We start from the raw sequence: 20,496 nt of genomic DNA, 5'->3' as shown, positions 1-20,496 counted from the left end.
GACTCCACATCACGAGAGGTTCCCAGCTTATGTTCAAGCGGCTGCCTGGCGACGAGGCGCGCAACCTCGTCTCCACCACGCCCGACACGGCCGTCGTCTTCCGGCCGGCCGTCGTCAAGACTCCCGCCATCATCACCATCGTCATCCTGGTCTGCCGCACGCTCGCCAGGCTCGTCCGTACGATCTGGCGCCACCCCATCGCCACCGCCATCCCGGTAGCCTTCGGCGCAGCCTGGTACTTCTACGGCTGGCCCATGGCGGCATCCCTGCTCGGCACGGTCGCCTTGGCCTTGGCCTCATGGGCGTTCATCGACCGGCCGTCGTTCGCCCGTCTCGTCGGCTACCGGCTGCTGGCCTGGTGGCGACTCGTCTGGATCTACCGGCGGCACTGGCAACCCGTCATGATCGTCTCCGGTCTCGGCCGACACCTCCAGGGCCGCGACTACCTCCCCCGACTCGGCAAGGTCACCTGCACCTCGTGGGCCGACCTGGTCACCGTGCGCATGCTCAAGGGACAGGCAGTCAAGGACTGGGCTGACCGCACCGACCACCTGGCCCAAGGATTCGGCGCGAAGTCCTGCCGGGTGGCGCTGTCCCGGGCCGGTCGGCTGACGCTGACCTTCCCGCGCAGCGATCCACTCGCCTCGCCCCTGCCAGCGCTCGCCATACCGGACGAGCCGACCGTGGGGCCGGTCGAGATCGGCAAAGGTGAGGATGGGCGGCCGTGGCGGCTCAAGGTGCACGGCACCCATGTCCTCGTTGCGGGCGCGACCGGGGCCGGCAAAGGGTCGATCATCTGGTCCGTCATCCGTTCCCTGCTCCCCGCCGCCTGTGCGGGCCTGGTCGAGTTGTGGGCGTTGGACCCCAAGCTCATGGAGCTGTCCTACGGGCGCGACCTGTTCGGCGATCGGTACGCGGCCGCCCCCGAGGAGTGCGCCGACCTGCTGGACGAGGCCGTCTGCGTCATGCAGAAACGGGCCGCCCGGTTCGCCGGACTCCAGCGCTCCCACACACCCACCGTCGATGATCCGTTCGTCCTGGTCGTCGTCGATGAGGTGGCGTTCCTGACCGCCTACCAGTCCGACCGGCAACTCCGGCAACGCATCTCCGCTGCGCTGGCCACCCTGACCACCCAAGGGCGCGCGGTCGGCGTCGGCGTCCTGGCCGCGCTTCAGGACCCCCGCAAAGAGGTCATGAACATCCGCAACCTGTTCCCCGACAAGATCGCCCTCCGGCTCGACGAATCCGAACAGGTGGACATGGTCCTCGGCGACGGCGCACGCGACCGGGGCGCCCTGGCCGACCACATCTCACCCGTCCCGGAGCTGGGCGCGGGCGTCGGCTACGTCCGGCTGGAAGCCAGCCCCGAACCCGTCCGGGTCCGCGCCGCCTACGTCTCCGATCACGACATCCGCGCCATGGTCGACGCCTACGCCCCGCACGGGGAGGCCGCGTGAAGATCTGCTTCCACGGCACCGCCGACGAAATCAGCCTGGTCGCAGGCCGCCCGCTGCTGGTCCTGCTGACCGCTCACGACCTGCCCCGCATGCGGGTCTTCGAGCTCTACCGGCCTCACGTTCACGCCTACCCCTCTTACGAGCACTACCGGCTCTGCGCCGTGATGACCGAAACCACCGGCGAAGGGAGGACCGAGTGACCCATCCGCACGACCGCGCACTACCCCGGGCCGTCCGCCAGGCCATGCCGATGGCCCGGGATGTCCTCGTAGAGGTCGCCAAGCTTCACGGGGTCTGTATCAGGCCCGTCCCGCTGCGGCGGCTCGACATCGTCACCGGCAAGTCCGAGATCATCGACGTTCCGTGCGGGGCCGTCCTCGCCAGCAAGTGCCCGCCGTGTGCCAAGCGCAACCGGCAGCTCCGCATGGCCCAATGCCGCGAAGGCTGGCACCTGGACGAGGAGCCCACGATCGTGCCCGACGAGCCGAACGAGGAGCAGCGCTGGCTGGTCGAGTTCCGCGCCGACATGCAGGCCAAGCGCGATGCCGCCGAACAGGCCGGCGACGACACCACCGACCTGGACGCCGTCCTGTCCGGCCTCGATGACGAGATCAACGCCGCCGGCATGCGGGGCAGCGTCACCGGATCCGCGGTGCCCAAGCGCACCCGCTCGACCCGGCGGCGTCAGGACGCACCCGACCTGCCCAAGCGCAAGATGACCAACACCACCCTTGGACGCACGTTCACCACCGCCGACGGCAAGACCTACCGGCCGTCGCTGTTCGTCACGCTCACCCTGCCCAGCTACGGCAAGGTCCGTGACGGCGTTCCCGTCGATCCCGACACCTACGACTACCGGCGCGCTGCTCGGGACGCGCTGCACTTCTCCAAGCTCGTAGATCGCTTCGTGCAGAACCTGCGCCGGGTCGCGGGCTATGACGTGCAGTACTTCGCCTCGGTGGAGCCTCAGAAGCGGCTGGCGCCACACCTGCACATGGCCATTCGGGGCACCCTGCCGCGTGCGGAGATCAAGCAGATAGCCGCGGCCACCTATCACCAGGTGTGGTGGCCTCAGGCCGACGAGGTGCGCTTCGAGGGCGATCGGCTGCCAGTGTGGAACGAGGAGGCCGGCTACCTCGACCCGGCAACCGGCGAGGTCCTGCCCACCTGGGACGAGGCCCTCGACTTCCTCGACGAAGACGCCGAACCGCTCCACGTGATCCGCTTCGGCAATCAAGTGGACGTACAAGGCGTTCTCGCCGGTACGCGGGACGCTGACCAGTGCATCTGGTATCTGTCCAAGTATCTGACCAAGTCCATCGGCGAGACTCTCGACGGCGGGCAGGCCCAGCGTGAGCACGCCGCGCGCATGGTCGATGCCCTGCGCTACGAGCCCTGCTCGCCGACCTGCCCGAACTGGCTGCGCTACGGCGTCCAGCCCAAGAACGTCAAAGCCGGGATGGCCCCCGGCCAGTGCCGATCCAAGGCGCATAAGCCCGAACACCTCGGCTACGCAGGCCGCCGCGTCCTGGTCTCCCGCAAGTGGTCCAACAAGACCCTCGCCGAACACAAGCAGGACCGCCGTACATGGGTCCTGGAAGCCCTCGGCCAGGCCGACGAACCCACCGATCCCCACCGCTACGTCTGGCGACCTATACCGGCAGGAGACGCCAACGTGCCCCCGCTGGCCGTACGTCTCCTGCGCACCGTGGCCGAACGCCAACGCTGGCGAGCCCACCTCAGAGAGCTGGAAGCCAGAGCATCCGGACAAGACCTTTCGGCAACCGAGGACCTGGGGAGGGCCGCATGACCAGGCGAGACGAACTGCTGACCGTGGCCCAGGTCCTCGACGAACTCGGCGGAGTATCCCGCCGCACCTTCTACCGCTGGCGCGAGATCGGCAAGGCGCCTGAAGGCATCCGCCTGCCCAACGGCGAACTCCGCATCTACCGCAGCGATCTCAACGCCTGGCTCGAATCCCTCCGGAGCACCGCATGACGACCTCGTACGACGTGAAGTTCTTCGAGATCAGCCGCAACAAGTCCAGCAAGACACCCTCGTACGTCGTCCGCTGGTCCGTCGCCCGCAAGCGCTCCTCCAAGACCTACCGAACCAAGGCCCTGGCCGACAGCTTCCTGTCCGACCTACGGCAGGCCGCCAAGCGCGGTGAAGCGTTCGACGTGATGTCCGGGCTGCCCACATCCATGATCAAGGCCAAGGACGCTCAGAGCGTCCTGGAGTTCGCCCAGGCGTTCATAGAGATGAAGTGGCCACACGCGGCGGCCAAGAGCCGCGACAGCATGTCCGACGCCCTCGCAACGGTCCTGCCCGCACTGAGCAAGGATCGAGCAGGCCGCCCGGACACTCGCGAGCTTCGCACCGTCCTGCGCAAGTGCCTGCTCCTGCCAGAGGACAAGCGACCGGATATACCGCAGCAGCACAGCGCGGCGGCGGCCTGGCTGAAAGCTGCCTCGCTCGACCTGGCGAGCCTGGAGGAGGCCAAGACGGTACGGCTCGCCCTGCACGCCCTGACCTTGTGCCTCGACGGCAAGGCGGCGGCCTCCACAACCATCGCCCGCAAACGCGCCGTCTTCCACGCTCTCTTGGAGTACGCGGTGGAGCTGGAGGAACTTTCGGCAAATCCGCTGCACAAGATCAAGTGGAAGCCACCCAAGACAACGGAGACGGTGGACCCTCGCGTCGTGGTGAATCCGCGCCAGGCGCAGGAGCTGCTGACCGCGGTGACCTACGTAGGACAGCGCGGCAGGGGCCGGCGCCTCATGGCCCTCTTCGCCTGCATGTACTACGCCGCCCTACGTCCGGCCGAAGCAGTCGGCCTACGACTGCAAGACTGCCACCTGCCCACGTCCGGCTGGGGGCGGCTCACGATCGACGTGTCCCGGCCAGAGGTCAACACCCAGTGGACCGACAGCGGAGACGCCCATGAAGAACGCGGCCTCAAGCACCGTGGCAGGCAAGACGTCCGCCCGGTGCCCATCCCACCAGAACTGGTCAAGATCCTTCGCGAGCACATCGCGGAATACGGCACAGCCAAGGATGGCCGCATCTTCAGCAGCGAACGCGGTGGCGTCGTGGCCTCAACCGCCTACACCGAGGTCTGGCAGGCCGCTCGCCTCCTGGCCTTCGCACCCGCCCAGGTCGCCTCTCCGCTCGCCAAACGCCCGTACGATCTCCGGCACGCGGCCGTCTCACTCTGGCTCAACGCGGGCGTCTCAGCCCCGGACGTGGCCGAGAGGGCGGGCCACAGCGTCGATGTCCTGCTGAGGGTCTACGCCAAGTGCATCGACGGCCAACAGGAGATCGCCAACAAGCGGATCGGCGACGCACTCGCCGCATGACCACGTCCCAACCGCACCTAGAGCCCCGGCCCACCACCGGGGCTCTTCTTCTTGGCCGCGTATTGGCCGAATCGGGCCACCGACCTGCGGAAACGCGCCAAAGATCATTGCACGTATATTGGTGGACCAGCGACAACGGGCCGCTCAGAGCGGCATCCGGCTGCATACCCCTGAAATGCAGAAGAGGCCCCGAAGGGCCTCTGAGCTGCGCTTACTGCGTGTGGCAGGTGCAAGGTTCGAACTTGCGTAGGCTGAGCCGACGGTTTTACAGACCGCTCCCTTTGGCCACTCGGGCAACCTGCCGTGCCATCCGCTCTCGCGGCGACAGATAGAAGGATAGCGGACTTCCGAGGTGTGCGTGACAACGGTTGGGTGTGCGCCGGATCTCCGTTGGGCACCGCGCCGAAACGGGTGGAGGGGAGCCGGAATCCGGACGGTTCTCCGTACGGGGAGCGGTGTCCTGCGCGGCGGGCCGATGCTGGCTAGGCTCGTGCGCTGGGTCCGCGCGTTTTCGCGTACGCCGGGGAAGCAGGATCCGGGTAGTGCTTTCGCCGCTGAGAGGATGAGTGTTTTGGCCGATTCGTCTTTCGACATCGTGAGCAAGATCGACCGTCAGGAGGTCGACAACGCTCTGAACCAGACGGTCAAGGAGATCGGGCACCGCTTCGACTTCAAAGGTACGGGGGCCGCGATCAGCTGGTCAGGGCAGGACAACATCGAGATCAAGGCGAACAGCGAGGAGCGGGCGAATGCCGCTCTCGACGTGTTCAAGGAGAAGGTGGTCAAGCGGGGTCTCTCGCTGAAGATCCTCGACGCGGGTGAGCCCAAGCTGTCGGGCAAGGAGTACCGGATGCTGGTCAGCCTGAAGGAGGGCATCGACCAGGAGAACGCGAAGAAGATCTCCAAGCTGATTCGCGACGAGGGGCCGAAGGGGATCAAGGCGCAGATTCAGGGCGAGGAGCTTCGGGTCAGCTCGAAGAAGAAGGACGACCTTCAGGACGTCATCTCCCTTCTGAAGGGCAAGGATCTGGACATCGCCCTCCAGTTCGTGAACTATCGCTAGCGGAGGCTACTTCAGGCCTTTGAACTGGCGTTTCAGCGTTCCGCAGGGCTCGAAGGGCACATCCGGGGCACACGGTCGAGCGCGCTGTCCACGAGGGCACGCGTCTTCTCCTGTGCCTCGGGCCGCTCCCCCGCATGTACGTGTCCTCGGTGGAGTGGCTGAGAGCGGGCTACACAGCCTTGGTCGAGGTGCCTCGCGGATCGGCCAAATGGCTCCGTGGGTGATGCTGGCCAGTCAGAGGCGGGGCACCCACCGCGGACCGCCAACGTCCATATGCACGGCTTAGAGGCCGCATTTCGGAAGTGGATTCATAGCGACTCATTGATTGTGGCGAGGTGGGATGGCGACCTTGTAGCGGATGGCGAGCGTGCCGAAGCGAGGTGGTCACGGCCCAATGAGGTTTGAGCCGACTGATGCCGCGTCCCACAGGTGGCGCTGCTTGCATGATCGACCGGCAAGATCCGCCGGGTGCCATTACGATGCCACCGCCGGAACAACCCGTAGATCGCCTGCCAGCACCCATACCGCTCCGGGAAGTTCCACTCAAACGCTCCCGCCCGCACCGGAGCCTTCAATCGGCTGCCGTTTCGTCCAGATCGGCGCGCGGCCGGCGGGCAGGGACGGCTCTGGTACCACCACCAATAAGGTGCTGGCGAAGTCTCCGCGTTTGATGGTCTCCTTGGGTCGTTGAACCATCTATCCGAGATCTCGTGCCTGTGTCGATCGTCGACGCGGCACCCGGTCTTTCCGATCCGTCACCTTGACCCGTTTTCGCTGGCGGAGTTCTTCGCCGACGCGCACCATGGGAGTTCGATCCTCCTCCCGGGGAAAAGAAATCTAGGCACCGGTGCGAAAGAACCGCTGCCTGACTACGGGCGCCCATCGGCAGGTTGGGGAACTGTCCGTCACTGAGTCCTCACTCAATGAGACCATGGATGAAGTCAACCACAAGGGAGTACTCCCTCTGCCGCAAAGGTGGAACAGTGGACAAAGAAGGACGCCTTCTCGACCTGATGTCACGGATGCGGGCACTCGAAGCGGGCGTGCCCAGCAGTGGCGCCGGCAAGGCCACAACGGCCGAAGTCGCCCAGATAAAGGCCGACATCGCCGAGTTCCGTATTGAGGTCACACAAGATCTCGCAGCTCTCGGCGACGAGATGGCCGGGCTTCGGCGGCACTTGAACGAGTACCTCAGTTCCTTCCAATGCAAGGTCCAACTCCAGCCGGGGTCCCTCTAACCCGACCTCATCGATCCCTAGATAGCAGAGGGCTCAGCCGAAGCCGCCGATATGCCTGCGGCGGCTCAGGCTGAGCCCAGCATCCGCTTGATCTCCGACCTGCGTGGTATGGACATGAATGATCGACTTCGCAGTGCTTCAGGTTGATCTGGTCCAATTCCAGGGTCTGGCTGGTTGTCCAGCCCGATCGCGCCCTCAGTCAGATTGCCCTAGAGGATGGTGGGTGGCGGCGGGCGGTATGTCGGGGCTCGATCGTAAGCTCGGTAAACGTGACGAAGATCCCCCTGCGCCGCTTTACGGCGCGTGCCCTGCCCATTGATGATCAAGATCGAGTCCTCCTGCTCCACGGCTTTGACCCGGCCAGGCCCGATGAGCCGTTCTGGTTCACGATCGGCGGGGCGGCGGAGGATGGCGAGACGTTACCGGAGGCGGCGGCGCGGGAGTTGTTCGAGGAGGTCGGGATCCGGGCGAATGCGGACGAGCTCAGCGGGCCGTACGGGAACAGCGTGATCGAGTTCAACTGGTCCGAATATGCCGTCACGCAGGATCAGACGTTCTTCGCGATCTGGGTGGGGGCCGGTGCGGTCGTGTCGTTCGATCACATGGAGCAGACCGAGAAGGACACGACGACGGCTTATCGGTGGTGGAGTGCGGAGGAGCTCGAGAGCACGGAGGAGACCTTCTTCCCGACGGATCTCGCGTCCATCCTGCGCCAGGTCACTGAGGGCGGAGGATCCGCGTAGCGCCGGCGATCAGCGCCGTGGCCAGGATCCAGCCGGAGACGATCAGTCCGTACGCGAGCCACTGCGTCCACCCGCCCGGGTCGAACAGCTCTCGTTGCCCGAATGCGGGGATCGGGAGCAGGAGGTCGAAGGTGTAGGCGAAGGCGTTGAAATCGGGGCTCTCGGAGGGTTTGAGCGCTCTTGGGGGGTTAATGGCGAAGACGACCGTCCCGATCGCGAGCAGCAAGGCGAACCACATGCCCGCCAGCCAGGGGCGGTAGCCGTACCCGACCGCGACGTCGAGGAGCCGCCCCCACGCCCGGCTTCCGAGGCCCTGGGTCTGCCGGCGGGCTCGGAGTTTGGCGAGTTGGGTGCGCCGGGCGAGCGCGTCGTTGCCGTCGCTGAGGAACCAGGCGGCGAGTTGCTCGTACGGCTGCGGCCTGAACCCCTCCGGATCCCGGGCCACCCAGTCGATTCGGCGGGTTACGCCGGAGCCGCGCAGGCGATCGTAGGTCAGGCCGTTCAGACGTAATTTCTCGGGCCAGGTGTCCGGATTGTCGTGCAGCGTGCCGACGGTGGTGTGCGCGAGGGTGACAACGCCTTCGATGGGCTTTGCAGGCTTCAGGTAGAGCTCGCGGAGCTCCATGTGGCTGGCGTGGAGGGCGTAGCTGGTGTCCGGGCTTCGGATGATCCCGTCGAGCGAGAGTGTCCCGTTGATTCGCGCTCCGCGTAATCGTACGCAGCCCAATGCCAGGAATCCGTCGGTGCAGCGCATGATGTCCTCGACGACCATGTTGTCGGCGATGAGGGCCTGGTTGCCGGGATTGCGGAGGGTTGCGCCGTCCAGGAAGAGTCCGCCGTTGAGGCGGGCGCCGAGCAGGCCGATTGCTCCGGTGATGTCGGCGTTGCGCAGGTACGTGCCGGAGTCCACGACGACGGCGTTCGCGTAGAGCGCCCATCCCTCGTCGTCGTCTGCCGTCATCTTGGTCCCACCCAGCCACAGCCCGCTCTCGAACTGGGCCCGGTTCAGGCGGACGGTGCCCGTGATGTTCGAGCCGGACAGGCTGAGGTGCCCGGCCACCCGCAGGCCGCCGCCGCTGAGGCCCGGGAGGCGGCAGTCGGTCAGGCGTACGGTGCGGGTGTTGGAGTCGGTGAAACGGATGGGTTCATCCAGATGGCAGCCGATCAGGCTGAGTTCGTACGGGATCGTGCCGCCGATGATCGTGAGCCGGCCGGTGATCCGGGCGCCGCGCAGGCGTACCGCCGGGACCGAGCCGGTGCCTGTGTCGCGGGCGCCGAGGAGCAACTGGGCGATCACTTCGGCTCTGATCGAGCGTTCGGGCCCCCACGTGTGGCCGTCCGTGGGGGCGTTCGCGCCGGCCGTACGGAACGGACCGATCTTGAACGGGCCCAGCTCGACGGTCTGCCCGGTGGGGAACGCGTTCCAGAGCCTCCGCTCCGCCTTGGTTAATCGGCGCATGGGTCAGCGGCGGTAGCCGGCCATCCGCTCGAGGCGGGCGACCCGCTCGGACGTGGGTGGATGCGTGGAGAACAGCCGGCCGAAGCCCGAGCCGCTGAACGGGTTCGCGATCATCATGTGGGAGGCCGAGGTGAGGCGGCTGTTCTCGGGGAGCGGAAGCCTGCGGGCACCCATCTCGATCTTGCGGAGCGCCGAGGCCAGTGCGAGCGGGTCGCCCGTGAGTCTGGCACCCGATTCGTCGGCCTGGAACTCTCTCGTCCGGGAGATCGCCATCTGCACCATCCCGGCCGCCACCGGTCCGAGCACCATCATCAGCAGCGCGCCCACGAAGCCCGGCCCCTCGTCATCGTCCGAGCCACCGAAGAACACGGCCACGTAACTGATCCAGGTGATCATCGTGGCCAGCGCGCCGGCTACGGAGGAGATGAGGATGTCCCTGTTGTACACGTGTGACAGCTCGTGCCCGATCACTCCGCGCAGCTCGGCCTCATCGAGCAGCTTGGTCAGGCCGTACGTCACGCACACCGCGGCCTTGCGAGGGCTTCTTCCGGTCGCGAACGCGTTCGGCTGCACCGTCGGCGAGATGTACAGGCGCGGCATCGGCTGGCGAGCCTCGGTGGAGAGCTCTCGCACGATCCGGTAGAGCGTGGGCTGCTCCACCTCGCTGACCGGCCTGGCGCGCATGGCCGACAGGGCGATGCGATCGGAGAAGAAATAGGCGACTCCGTTGCTCGCCAGGGCAAGCACGAGCGCGATCTGCACACCGGCGCCGCCGCCCAACCACGCGCCCACCGCGACAATCAGCGACGACAGGCCGCCCAGCAGGATGGCCGTGCGCAGACCGTTGTGGTGCAAGGTTTCCCCCCTTCGTGGTCTGGGTTCACCTCCTCCAACGACCACGACCCGGTGCTTCGTTCCCCAGCCGCTCCCCGGCGTGCTCAGCTGCGGGCGGAGCGCGACCTTCTTCTTACCCACGGCCCGTTTCTCAACCGAAGGCGGACAGTGCGGTCATGTCCAGGACCAGTTGGGGGGCGATCGAGAACAGCACGGCCACTGCCACGGCCAGGCCGATGGCCAGCCACGTCGTGGGCGTCGGGCGGTGCCGGACGAGGACCGGTGCCGTGGGAGGGGTGAAGAGGCGCGCGGTCCAGACGGCGTAGTAGTAGAGCCCGATCACGGTGTTGACGGCCATGATCAGGGCAAGCCAGCCCGAGCCACCCTCCACGATCTCGCGGAAGACGAACACCTTGGCGAAGAGCCCGGCCAGGCCCGGTGGCAGGCCAGCCAGGCAGACCAGGCAGAACGCCAGCGCGAGCCCTGCCGCGGGGCGCCGGAACGCCAGGCCCCGGTAGTCGTCGAGCTCGTTGCGGGTGGCGGTCCTGGAGACGAGCAGTACCACCGCGAACGCGCCGAGGTTCATGGCGGCGTAGATGACCAGGTACGCCATGGAAGTGCTGACCGCGCCGACCCCGGTTCCGGCTGGGTATGTGCCGGGTCCCCTGGCGGGCCGAAGGGTTATGCCCTGGGCCGCCACCGCCAGCGGCGCCAGGATGTAGCCCGACTGCGCGACGGAGGACCAGGCCAGCAGGCGTACGGCGGAGCGTTGGCGCATGGCGAGCAGGTTGCCCGCGGTCATGGTCAGCGCGGCGATGATCCCGACAATGGGCGCCCAGGTGGCGGCCTGCCCGGACAGTCCGGCGACCAGTACGAGGATCAACCCGGCGAATCCGGCCGCCTTGGAGATCACCGAGAGCAGCGCGGCCACGGGGATCGGGGCACCCTGATAGACGTCGGCCGCCCAGGAGTGGAACGGCACCGCGGCGATCTTGAAGGCGAACCCCGCCACGACGAGCACGACTCCGACCGAGACGACGGCGGGCAGACTCTGGGCCGTCGCGAGGGTCGTGGTCTCCGCCAACCCCGGTGCCGGGGCCTGACCGCTGAACACGGCCGCGAGGCGGGACAGGTAGACCGTGCCCGCGATGCCGTACAGAAGCGAGACGCCGAACAGCATGACGGCCGTCGACACCACCGAAACCACGAAGAGCTTCACGGCGGCCTCGGAGGCTCGGCCGTCGTAGCGCTTCATGGCGGTGAGAGCGAAGACCGGGAGCGAGACCAGCTCGAGCGCCACCACAAGCATGATCAGGTCTCGGGAGGCGGGCAGGGTAACCGCGCCGACGAGGGTGCAAAGGAGGAGGAAGTACCACTCACCCACCGGGATGCCGCCGGCCGCCAGCTCGGTCATCGACATCAGCACGACCACCACGGCCGCGACCAGCACCATGCCCGCGAACACCAGCGTGAAGCCGTCCGCCACGAAGGAGCACAGCCGGGTGGGACCGGCGAGGTCGGCCGGGACGCAGAAGGTCGATCGCGGCAGGCCGCCCCTGATCGCCTGGGCGACGACGAAGGCCAGCGCGACCAGGACGCCTGCCAGCGTGACGATCCCCAGCACGGGCTTCGTACGGGGGCGGGCCGGGAGGAAGGCGTCCAGCAGCAGCACCAGACCGGCCACCAGGGCCAGCGCCAGCGGGGGCGCGATCACGAAGTAGTCGATCTGCTGGATCATGAGACGGCTCCCAGCAGGGTCTGCACGGCCGGTGTGGTGAGCGACAGGAGGAGGCCGGGCCAGAGCCCGAAGAGCAGGATCAGGGCCACCAGCGGGGTCCATGCCAGCAGCTCGTAACTCCTGATGTCATCTGGCGCCTGCTGCCGGGGCGCGCCGGTAACCCGCTGAGCGCCGCCCGGCAGGGTGCCGCCGCTCACGGGTCCGGCATCTTCCAGGTACGCGTCGTCACCGGACGGTGCGGCGTGGTCCGGAGGAGTGCCGGGCCCGGTGGCGCTTGGAGGCTTGTTCTGGCCGCCGTAGGGCTCCGGTCTCGGGGGCGGCTCCAGGGTGGCCGTCGCCGAGCGTCTTGCCGTCGAGCCGAGAGGTACGACGGGACGCTCGTCCGGTGTGACGCCTTCCCGCTCGTCCAAGCGGGGGCGACCGTGGGTCACACGGGACAGCATGACCAGGAAGTACGCGGCCGTCAGGACCGCCCCCAGACCCCCGATCGCCATGTACGTCACGAACAGCGCGCGGGGCAGCCCGTTCGCCGGCTGGAAGGCCCCGAACAGCGCCAGCATCTCCCCCCAGAACCCGGCCAGCCCCGGCAGCCCCAGTGAGGCGATCGACGCGAAGGTGAGCACCGAGCCCAGCCGCGGCAGCGTCGCCAGCATGCCGCCGCCCAGGGAAGGCATGTCGGCGGTGTGGTAGCGATCCTTGATCGCCCCGGCCAGGAAGAACAGCAGGCCGGTGATGAGGCCGTGGGCGACGTTCGCGAAGAGGGCGCCGTTGATGCCGACCGGGGTCAGCGTGGCGAACCCCAGCAGGACGAAGCCCATGTGGCCGACGGAGGAGTAGGCGATCATGCGTTTGAGGTCACGCTGGGCCAGGCAGGCCAGAGCGCCATAAATGATGCCCACCACGGCGAACGCACCGAGCCACGGAGCCACTGCCATCGCGCCCTCGGGGAGGATGGGGATGGCGATCCTGGCGAAGCCGTACGTGCCCATCTTCAGCAGCACCCCGGCGAGCAGCACCGAGCCGACGGTGGGAGCCTCGGTGTGGGCGTCGGGCAGCCAGGTGTGCAAAGGCCACATGGGGGTCTTCACCGCCAGGCCGATGCCGATCGCCACGAACGCCACGATCTGCACAGACCTCGCCATGCCGGCACCGTGGGCCGCGCTCAGTGCCTCGATGTCGAGCGTGCCGGTCTGAGCCCATACGATCAGCAGGCCGAGCAGCATCACGACCGAGCCGAGCAGCGTGTACAGGATGAACTTGACTGACGCCGCCCGGCGGCCCTCGCCGCCCCAGATGCCGATCAAGAAGTACATCGGGATGAGGACGATCTCGAAGAACACGAAGAAGAGCAGCAGGTCGAGAGCGAGGAATGTACCGATCATGCCCACTTCGAGCACCAGCAGCGTGAACACCAGTGCCCTCGGCCGCGCCCCCACGAACCCCCTCCGCGCGGCGCCCCAGCACAGGTAGACAAAGCACAGGAACGTCAGCAGCGCCGTCAGCACGATCAGCGGCAGCGAGATCCCGTCGACGCCGAGGTGGAAGCGGAGTCCCAGCCCGGGGATCCACGCCCGGTCGACCTCGAACTGCGGCCGCGCGCCCCGTGCGTAGTCGAACGTCGCGGCCATCAGCACGGCCAGTGCCAGCGTCAGGCCGGACAGGGTCAGTCCGTACGTGTGCAGCAGCGGCCGGAGCCGGTGCGGCGCGAGGAGGAGCAGGAGGGCGCCGAGCAGCGGCACGGCCAGCAGCGCGACGGAGAGCCAGGGCATCATGCGAGCACCTCCGCCTCTGCGTCGAGGCGATACCGGGCCATCATGTGAACGCCACCGCCTCTGCCCCGAGGCGATACCAGGCCATCACGCGAGCACCACCGCCTCAGCAGCGAGGCGAGGCGATACCGGGCCGTCATGTGAACATCACCGCCCCCACCGCGATCAGCAGGACACCGGCCAGCACGCCGCTCACGTAGAGCTGGACATTGCCGTTCTGGGCCAGTCGCAGCAGTCCGGACAATCCGCGCGCCGACCTGCCGGACGCGCGCACCGCCCCGTCCACGACCACGTCGTCCGTCCGCACCACGAGCCTGGCCAGGGCCAGGACCGGGCGTGCGAACAGCGCGGCGTAGAGGCCGTCCACGTAGAACGCCCGCTCGCAGGGCCCGCGCAACGGCCCCAGCAGGCGGGCGGGGTCGGCGATGGGATCGATGCGCCAGAACGCGTACACCGTCCCGGCGCCGAGTGCGGCGAGCACGACGCTGACGGCGGCCACGCCGAGGTCCAGGTGCAGCTCCCCGGCGAAGCCCAGCAGCAGGGCGGGGACGGCGAGGACGACGACAGGAACGAGCATTGTGCGGGGGGCCTCGGTGACGTCCACGACGTGGGCCGTGCCCGGCTCCGGCTCGGGGAGCGCCACGGCCCGCGCCTGGCCGAAGAACGTGCGTAGCCAGGCTCTGGTGGCGTACGCGCCGGTGACGGCCACGGTCGCGAGTGCGCAGCCGTACAGGAGGAGCGCGGCCGCGTCCGTCAGGCCACCGGTGGACAGTGCGCGGTCCATGGCCAGCAGGATGCCGTCCTTGCTGAAGAAGCCGCTGGCCGGAGGGATGCCCATCAAGGCGGCGAAACCTATCGTCATCGTCACGAACGTCACCGGCAGTTCGCGCCGCAGGCCGCCCATCTGGGTCATCAGGTTGGAGCCGACGTGGTGGATCACCACACCCGCGCACAGGAACAGCAGGGCCTTGAATGCGCCGTGAGTCAGCAGGTGGAAGATGGCCGCCGTGTCGGAGCCTGCGGCCAGGCCGCCTGCCATGTACGCGAGCTGGCTGATCGTGGAGTAGGCGAGCACGCGTTTCAGGTCGTCCTGGGCCAACGCGGCCAGCGCCGAGCCCAGCATTCCCAGGGCCGCGACGACGGCCAGCACGTCGAGCGTGGGCCGGGCCGCGAGAAACGCGGGGAACAGCCTGGCCACGATGAAGATCCCGGCGGCGACCATGGTGGCGGCGTGGATCAGGGCACTGATCGGCGTGGGGCCCGCCATGGCGTCGGGGAGCCACGTGTGCAGCGGGACCTGGGCGCTCTTGCCCGCCACACCGGCCAGCAGGAGCATCGTGGCGGTCACGAGCGTGGCCGCGGACATCTCCGGCACTTTGCCCAGCACGTCGCTGATGCGGAAACTGCCTGCCGCGAGACCGAGCACGAAGATGCCGAAAAGGAAGCCGACGTCGCCCAGGCGGGTGACGAGGAACGCCTTGACCGCCGCGCGGGAATTGCTCCGGTCTTCCCACCAGTGGCCGATGAGGAGGTACGAGCAGAGGCCCATGATCTCCCAGCCCACGTAGAGGACCAGGAGGTCACCCGCGTAGACCACCAGGAGCATGGCACTGGTGAACAGGCTGATGAACGCGCTGTAGGAGGGGTAGCGCGGGTCATCCTTGAGGTAGCCGACGGAGTAGACCTGCACGGCCAGGGCGACGAGGGTGACCAGGACGCCGAGGATGCTCGACAGGTTGTCGGCCTGGAGGGTGAGCGTGATCGGGACGCCGCCGGTGACGATGGTGCCGTACGTCTGGCCTGTGGGTGGGGAGGTGGTCGCGCCGTGCAGGTAGGCGACGCCCGGGCCCCAGGCTAGCCAGCCCGCCAGGATCGCTGAGAGCGTGGTCGGGAGGATCGCGATCCAGGCTGCCCGGGTGTTGGCTCGCTGGGCCGCCGCTCTGGTTGCCGCAGTTGTCTCGGCTGTCCTGGCTTCGTGATCGGGCGTTGTGGCCTCTATCGCGGAGGTCGCGGTTTCGGGGGCCGGGGTTGTGGCCTTTGGGGTGGATGTCGTGGCTTCGGAGGCGGGCGTCGTCGTCCCGAGGCTGCCGGCTGGGGCGCCTGGGCTGGGTGTCTTGGGCCCTCTTGTGCTGGAGGGGGCGCTGAGGCGCTGGTGGGGCCAGCGGGAGAGCAGGAGCCCTGCCGCGGCGGCGACGAAGGGCAGGAGCACGGCGATGAGCGGGAATGTCGTCACAGCGTGCCACCTCGCTTGGCGGGCTGCTCGTCCCCACGGCCGCCTTCGGTCTCCGCCTGCCCTGTCCGATCCGCCTCACCTGTCCCGTCTGAGGCTGCTTGGGGTGCCTGAGCCGGCTGGGTGTGGTGGTGCTCGTTGGGCTCGGCGGTGGCGCGTGGACGGCCTTCGGTGGGTTCAACCGTGTTGGCGGGCGTGGCGGGATCGGACGCGGCGGGGTCAGGGGTGTGTTCCGAGGCGATGGCGTGGCCTCGTACCGGTGTCGTTGCTGAGCGCGCGGCGTCGGCGGGCGTGCCCGCGATCGCCGGCGTCTCTGTGGGTTCGTCGGTGGGTTCGGCGAGGTCGCGGAGGTGGTCGATGTCGACGGTGCGGCGGTTGCGGTACAGCGCCAGCACGATCGCGAGGCCCAGGCCCACCTCGGCGGCCGCGATGACGATGACGAACAGGGTGAGGACCTGGCCGCTGTGCAGGCGGTCGGCCAGCCACACGTCGAACGCCACCAGGTTGAGGTTGACGGCGTTGAGCATCAGCTCGACCGACATCAGCACGAGGATCGTGTTGCGGCGGACGAGCACGCCATAGACGCCGATGGAGAACAGGAGCGCGGAGACCACAGCCGGGTAGACGATGTGCACTAATGACCCCCGGTCTGGTCGGGCGGCGGATTGCCCCCGGTCCGGTCGGGCACCGAGTTGTCCTGGGTGTCGGGGGGTGACGGGCTGGTCTCCGGCCGGGCTGGCGAGCTCTCCCCGCTCCGGGTGGATGGCGATCTATCCCCCGTATGCGCATCCTCCCCGGATGGGTGACCTCCGACCCGCCGAGGTGCCGAGTCCTTTTCCGTCGGCGAGCTTGCGGCGCTCGTCTCGTCGGGTGGGGTGTTGCTGCCGGTATGAGCGGACGGCGCGCCGCCGGGGATGTCCGTACGGGACAGGACGATGGCGCCGATCAGGGCGGCGAGCAGGAGCACGGACAGCGCCTCGAACGGCAGCACCCAGGTGGCGAACACACTGGCGCCCAGCTCCTTCGCGGCTCCCTGGCCTGGGGTCAACGGTGTGTAGGCGGTGTGGAATCCGTCGATCACCACCGTGACGAGAACGGCCGCGGTCGCCACCGCCACCAGGGCTGCGACCAGGCGGTTGCCGCTGTCCAGGTCTGTGGAGCGGCCGATGGGGGCCCGGGTGAGCATGATGCCGAACAGCAGCAGCACGACCACCGCGCCCACGTAGATCAGCACCTGGACCCAGGCCACGAACTCGGCGGTCAGCACGAGATAACAGCCCGCCAGGGCACCGAAGGACACCACGAGCCAGAGGGCGGCGTGGACGAGTTGTTTGGTCGTGACGACAAGCAGCGCCGATCCAACCGCTACCGCGCCCAGCAGCAAGAAGACGATCTCTTGCCCGGTGGGTGACAGGTAGGAGGGCACCGCTTCGGTCACGACTCCTCCTCGGACTCCCTTGTCTCGTCAGGGCCGAGCCGCCCGGGCGGTCGGATGGACCGTGGATCGGCCATCCTGCGCCTGCGGGAGCTCGCGGCAGAAGTTTGCTCCTCCGGCTCGGGCTTCGGTTGCGGGACGCCCGAGGCTGTGGACAACTTTTCTGAGGACGGCTGCCCTGTGGATGAAGCCTGTCCCTGGGGTGGCTCCTTCGCGGAGGGACCAGTCTCGCCGCCTTCCGTGGGGGGCGAGGTAGTGGCCGCCGTTGGGGAGGGCGCGCTGGTCGCCGGGTTGTCGTCCTTTGTTGTGGGGGCTGCGGCCGTCTCGCCTTCTCCTGCGGGGCGAGATGTGGTCGTCTGGTCCTGTTCCGGAGGGAGGGCGGAGCGCGGCACGTCGGCATTCGGCTCAGAGGCGTCGTCCTGAGCGCGGGATGGGAGGGCGCCTGGAGGACGGATCCCCCGTACGTTCTGGATGGGTCGGCGTGGGCGTCCGCTTGGCGTGCGTGACGGAGCGGTCGCGGGGCCTGATCCGGGCGCGCCCGCAGTGGGCTCCCCGTCCTGGGCGTCGGGCGTGGACGTCGTCGCTGAGGCGTCGGGGGCCGTGCCTGGGGTGCTGGATTCGGGAATCGTCCCGGATGCGCCGGTTCCGGGCGTCGTCCTGGATGCGCCAGCTGCAGGCGTAGTTCCGGAAACATCGGCTTCTGACGTTGTTTCCGGGACGGCAGCCGAAGGCGTTGTTCCGGGGACGCCAGCTTCGGATGTGGTTCCAGGCAGCCCTGCTGGGCTGGTTGTGGGCTGTGGGCCTTTTGCTCCCATTGCGGGCCTTGCGTCCAGCGCGTCGGGGGTGGGTGGTGTGTCGCTCGTTCCCGCTGCCGGCCGGGTCTTCGGCGTGTCTGGGGAAGGGCCGGCTGCCGTACCTCTGCGCTGGGGTGGTTCCGCTGTGCGTGCCGTACGGGCGGCGGGACGGCGGGGGGCGGCCGTGAGTTCCTTCGGGGGCTCGGCGCCCGGGTCGTGGGCCGGAGGCGGGGGGACGGTCTGGGTCCAGGCGGCCAGCTTGTCCTTCTCGTGGATGAGGTTGCGGATGTCGCCTTCCGCGTACTCGAACTCCGGAGACCAGAAGAGGGCGTCGAACGGGCAGACCTCGATGCATATCCCGCAGTACATGCACAGGCTGAAGTCGATGGCGAAGCGGTCGAGGACGTTCCGCTGGCGGGGGCGGCCACCCTCGGGGGCCGGGATCGTCTCCTTGTGGGAGTCGATGTAGATGCACCAGTCGGGGCACTCTCGGGCACAGAGCATGCAAGAGGTGCAGTTCTCCTCGACCAGGGCGATGACGCCGCGGCTGCGGGGCGGGAGGGCAGGCTTGACCTCGGGATACTGCTGCGTCACCGATTTGCGCAGCATGTGGCGAAGGGTGATGGACAGCCCCTTTGCCAGCCCGACTCCTGGTATCCGCCCCATGCTTCAATATCATGACGCAATTGGTCCCGCAGGCAAATGAGTGGGGACAGGGTCCCCGGTTTTCCACAGCCGTCCACAGGTTGACGGGGAGTTATCCACAAGCTGTGTGCATGCCCGGTATGAACCGTGCCGGGGCGATAGTCTCTCGGCCATGCAGCAGAGCCATCAGGTCCGTCCCGGTGGCGGGGCGTGGGCGGCCGCCGTCGTCTGGGCCTGCCTGCCCCTGTTCACGTGCGGGCTGGCGACCCCGTTCACCATCGGGTTCGCCGCGTTCTGGCTGCGGAGCATCTGGCAGGTCTTCGCGGCGTCCGCCTATCTGGTCTGCATCGGGTCGTTCGTGATCTCGGCGCTGGCGTACGACACCTTCGAAGACATTCCGCAGCCGCTGTCCGTGCTGGTCTCGTTGGGGCTGTTCGTCAGCTGGCTCGGCGGGGCCATTCACTCGGGAATCCTGGTGCCGACCATGGCGCGGGCGCGGCTCCGGGGGCCGGTGCATCCGAAGCACACGAATCTGCACCAGAGGACGACCTCGCCCTCCCATCAGCATGGTCATCGGGAGCCCGGACCCTATCAGCGGTATCCCGGCCCTGCTGAGACGCCTCGGCCGCGCCCCGCCTCGGGCGAGACGTACCAGCGGCGTACCGACTCTGCCGACACCCATCCGCCACGTCCCGGACGTGGCGAGAACTACCGGCGGCGTACGACCGAGCCCGAGTCGCGCCCGCGGCGCCCCGGAGAGCCTGAGTGGATCGGGCACTATCGGGTGCTCCAGTCGCTCGGGCGCGGTGGGCAGGGGGCGGTTTATCTGGCCGCGGCGCCCAACGGGACGCGAGTGGCCGTGAAGGTGCTGCACGATCTCGTCGATGAGATGGCGCGGGCCAGGTTCGCGCGGGAGGTCGATGCGGCGCGGCGGGTGGCGACGTTTTCCACAGCCCGTGTGCTCGACGTGAACATCTCCGGGCAGCACGCCTACATTGTCAGCGAATACGTGGAGGGGCCGTCGCTGGAGCAGCTCGTCAAGAAACACGGTCCGCGTGATGAGGACAGTCTGACCAGGCTGGCGTTATCCACAGCCGGAGCGTTGGCGGCTATCCACAAGGCGGGGATCGTGCATCGTGACTTCAAGCCGAGCAATGTGCTGATCGGGAACGACGGGCCTCGGGTGATCGACTTCGGGATCGCCCGGGCACTGGATCAGGTGACGATGACGTCGGGGAAGATGGTCGGGACGCCGCCTTATATGTCGCCTGAGCAGCTGACCGGGGAGGCTGTGGGGCCGGCTTCCGATGTGTTCAGCTGGGCTGTGACGATCATGTTTGCGGCTACGGGGCGGCCTGCCTTCGGGGAGGACACCGTGCCTGCTGTGTTCAACCGGGTGCTCACGCTGCATCCGGACCTGTCGCCACTGTCGCCTGCTTTACGGGGAGTTGTGGGGTCTTGTCTTAACAAGCGGCCTGAGGATCGGCCTTCGGCGTCTGATGTGATGTTGGCGATCGTGCACTGAGTTGTTGCCGCCCAAGGCGGTCTCCGGCCTCCTGGTTTTGGGAGGGATGGGTTGTTGTCGGTTGCGGTGTGACGCGCTTGGCGTCTTGGGTGGGCGTGCTGGGTGAGCAGGTGGGGTTGATCTGCCAGTGTTCTCGGCGTCGTTGGCTGCTGCCGCCTCTGGCCCGGGTACGTCGTTGATCGCGGCGTGCCTTCGACATGGGTGGGC

The 20,496-nt window shown here is 67.9% G+C and carries 16 protein-coding genes, 1 tRNA gene and 1 pseudogene; 9 read left to right on the top strand and 9 right to left on the bottom strand.

Annotated features, from left to right (window positions below):
* Positions 1-29: 29 nt before the first annotated feature.
* The 5 genes from ACWDX9_RS06285 to ACWDX9_RS06265 are packed head-to-tail and all read left to right on the top strand — an operon-like array spanning position 30 to position 4,816.
* On the top strand, positions 30-1,457 hold the full coding sequence (locus ACWDX9_RS06285) for an FtsK/SpoIIIE domain-containing protein (RefSeq protein WP_449949669.1): 1,428 nt from the start codon (positions 30-32) through the stop codon (positions 1,455-1,457).
* On the top strand, positions 1,454-1,657 hold the full coding sequence (locus ACWDX9_RS06280; RefSeq protein ID WP_449949666.1) for a hypothetical protein: 204 nt from the start codon (positions 1,454-1,456) through the stop codon (positions 1,655-1,657). The genes ACWDX9_RS06285 and ACWDX9_RS06280 overlap by 4 nt, the downstream gene beginning before the upstream one ends.
* A complete protein-coding gene (locus ACWDX9_RS06275) occupies positions 1,654-3,267 on the top strand; it encodes a replication initiator (RefSeq protein ID WP_449949664.1) in 1,614 nt (537 codons plus the stop codon). The genes ACWDX9_RS06280 and ACWDX9_RS06275 overlap by 4 nt, the downstream gene beginning before the upstream one ends.
* The gene (locus ACWDX9_RS06270) at positions 3,264-3,455 is read left to right on the top strand and encodes a helix-turn-helix transcriptional regulator (RefSeq protein WP_355354801.1); all 192 of its coding nucleotides are present in this window, start codon (positions 3,264-3,266) and stop codon (positions 3,453-3,455) included. Before ACWDX9_RS06275 ends, ACWDX9_RS06270 begins: the two co-directional genes overlap by 4 nt.
* Positions 3,452-4,816, top strand: a complete 1,365-nt coding sequence (locus ACWDX9_RS06265; RefSeq protein WP_449949660.1) for a tyrosine-type recombinase/integrase — start codon at positions 3,452-3,454, stop codon at positions 4,814-4,816. Before ACWDX9_RS06270 ends, ACWDX9_RS06265 begins: the two co-directional genes overlap by 4 nt.
* A gap of 221 nt (positions 4,817-5,037) precedes the next feature.
* Here ACWDX9_RS06265 and ACWDX9_RS06260 read toward each other — a convergent pair.
* Positions 5,038-5,119 (bottom strand) — tRNA-Tyr (locus ACWDX9_RS06260).
* A 259-nt stretch (positions 5,120-5,378) separates the two neighbouring features.
* On the opposite strand from ACWDX9_RS06260, the gene ACWDX9_RS06255 reads away from it, so the two are divergent.
* From ACWDX9_RS06255 to ACWDX9_RS06245, 3 genes are all read left to right on the top strand, one after another.
* A complete protein-coding gene (locus ACWDX9_RS06255; protein WP_350733739.1) occupies positions 5,379-5,879 on the top strand; it encodes a YajQ family cyclic di-GMP-binding protein in 501 nt (166 codons plus the stop codon).
* A gap of 983 nt (positions 5,880-6,862) precedes the next feature.
* Positions 6,863-7,117, top strand: coding sequence for a hypothetical protein (locus tag ACWDX9_RS06250; protein WP_449949657.1), 255 nt, complete (start codon positions 6,863-6,865; stop codon positions 7,115-7,117).
* Between the two features lie 269 nt (positions 7,118-7,386).
* Entirely contained in the window at positions 7,387-7,860 is a 474-nt protein-coding gene (locus tag ACWDX9_RS06245; protein WP_449949654.1) for an NUDIX hydrolase, read from the top strand.
* On the opposite strand, the gene ACWDX9_RS06240 is transcribed toward ACWDX9_RS06245, so the two are convergent.
* The 8 genes and pseudogenes from ACWDX9_RS06240 to ACWDX9_RS06205 form a co-directional block, all read right to left on the bottom strand.
* Positions 7,835-9,319 carry a hypothetical protein gene (locus tag ACWDX9_RS06240; protein WP_449949652.1) on the bottom strand — a complete coding sequence of 495 codons (1,485 nt, stop codon included), beginning with the start codon at positions 9,317-9,319 and terminating at the stop codon, positions 7,835-7,837. The genes ACWDX9_RS06245 and ACWDX9_RS06240 overlap by 26 nt on opposite strands.
* Before the next feature lie 3 nt (positions 9,320-9,322).
* Positions 9,323-10,174 (bottom strand): zinc metalloprotease HtpX, encoded by an 852-nt coding sequence (gene htpX, locus ACWDX9_RS06235; protein WP_364264265.1) that lies wholly within the window; start codon positions 10,172-10,174, stop codon positions 9,323-9,325.
* Between the two features lie 130 nt (positions 10,175-10,304).
* Positions 10,305-11,891, bottom strand: a complete 1,587-nt coding sequence (locus tag ACWDX9_RS06230) for an NADH-quinone oxidoreductase subunit N (RefSeq protein WP_449949650.1) — start codon at positions 11,889-11,891, stop codon at positions 10,305-10,307.
* The gene (locus ACWDX9_RS06225; RefSeq protein WP_449949703.1) at positions 11,888-13,660 is read right to left on the bottom strand and encodes an NADH-quinone oxidoreductase subunit M; all 1,773 of its coding nucleotides are present in this window, start codon (positions 13,658-13,660) and stop codon (positions 11,888-11,890) included. The genes ACWDX9_RS06230 and ACWDX9_RS06225 overlap by 4 nt, the downstream gene beginning before the upstream one ends.
* 136 nt (positions 13,661-13,796) lie before the next feature.
* Positions 13,797-15,893: an NADH-quinone oxidoreductase subunit L gene (locus tag ACWDX9_RS06220; RefSeq protein WP_449949647.1), complete on the bottom strand. Its 2,097-nt coding sequence runs from the start codon at positions 15,891-15,893 to the stop codon at positions 13,797-13,799.
* 329 nt (positions 15,894-16,222) lie between these two features.
* Positions 16,223-16,525, bottom strand: a pseudogene (nuoK, locus tag ACWDX9_RS06215) (NADH-quinone oxidoreductase subunit NuoK); the annotation flags it as partial.
* On the bottom strand, positions 16,525-17,328 hold the full coding sequence (locus ACWDX9_RS06210) for an NADH-quinone oxidoreductase subunit J (RefSeq protein WP_449949644.1): 804 nt from the start codon (positions 17,326-17,328) through the stop codon (positions 16,525-16,527). The pseudogene nuoK and the gene ACWDX9_RS06210, both read right to left, overlap by 1 nt.
* Positions 17,325-18,623, bottom strand: coding sequence for a 4Fe-4S binding protein (locus ACWDX9_RS06205; RefSeq protein ID WP_449949700.1), 1,299 nt, complete (start codon positions 18,621-18,623; stop codon positions 17,325-17,327). Before ACWDX9_RS06205 ends, ACWDX9_RS06210 begins: the two co-directional genes overlap by 4 nt.
* Positions 18,624-18,936: 313 nt before the next feature.
* On the opposite strand from ACWDX9_RS06205, the gene ACWDX9_RS06200 reads away from it, so the two are divergent.
* Positions 18,937-20,289: a serine/threonine-protein kinase gene (locus ACWDX9_RS06200; RefSeq protein ID WP_449949642.1), complete on the top strand. Its 1,353-nt coding sequence runs from the start codon at positions 18,937-18,939 to the stop codon at positions 20,287-20,289.
* Positions 20,290-20,496: the final 207 nt, after the last annotated feature.

Source organism: Nonomuraea sp. NPDC003201 (assembly GCF_053590415.1).
This window is presented reverse-complemented; position numbering and strand designations above follow the sequence as displayed.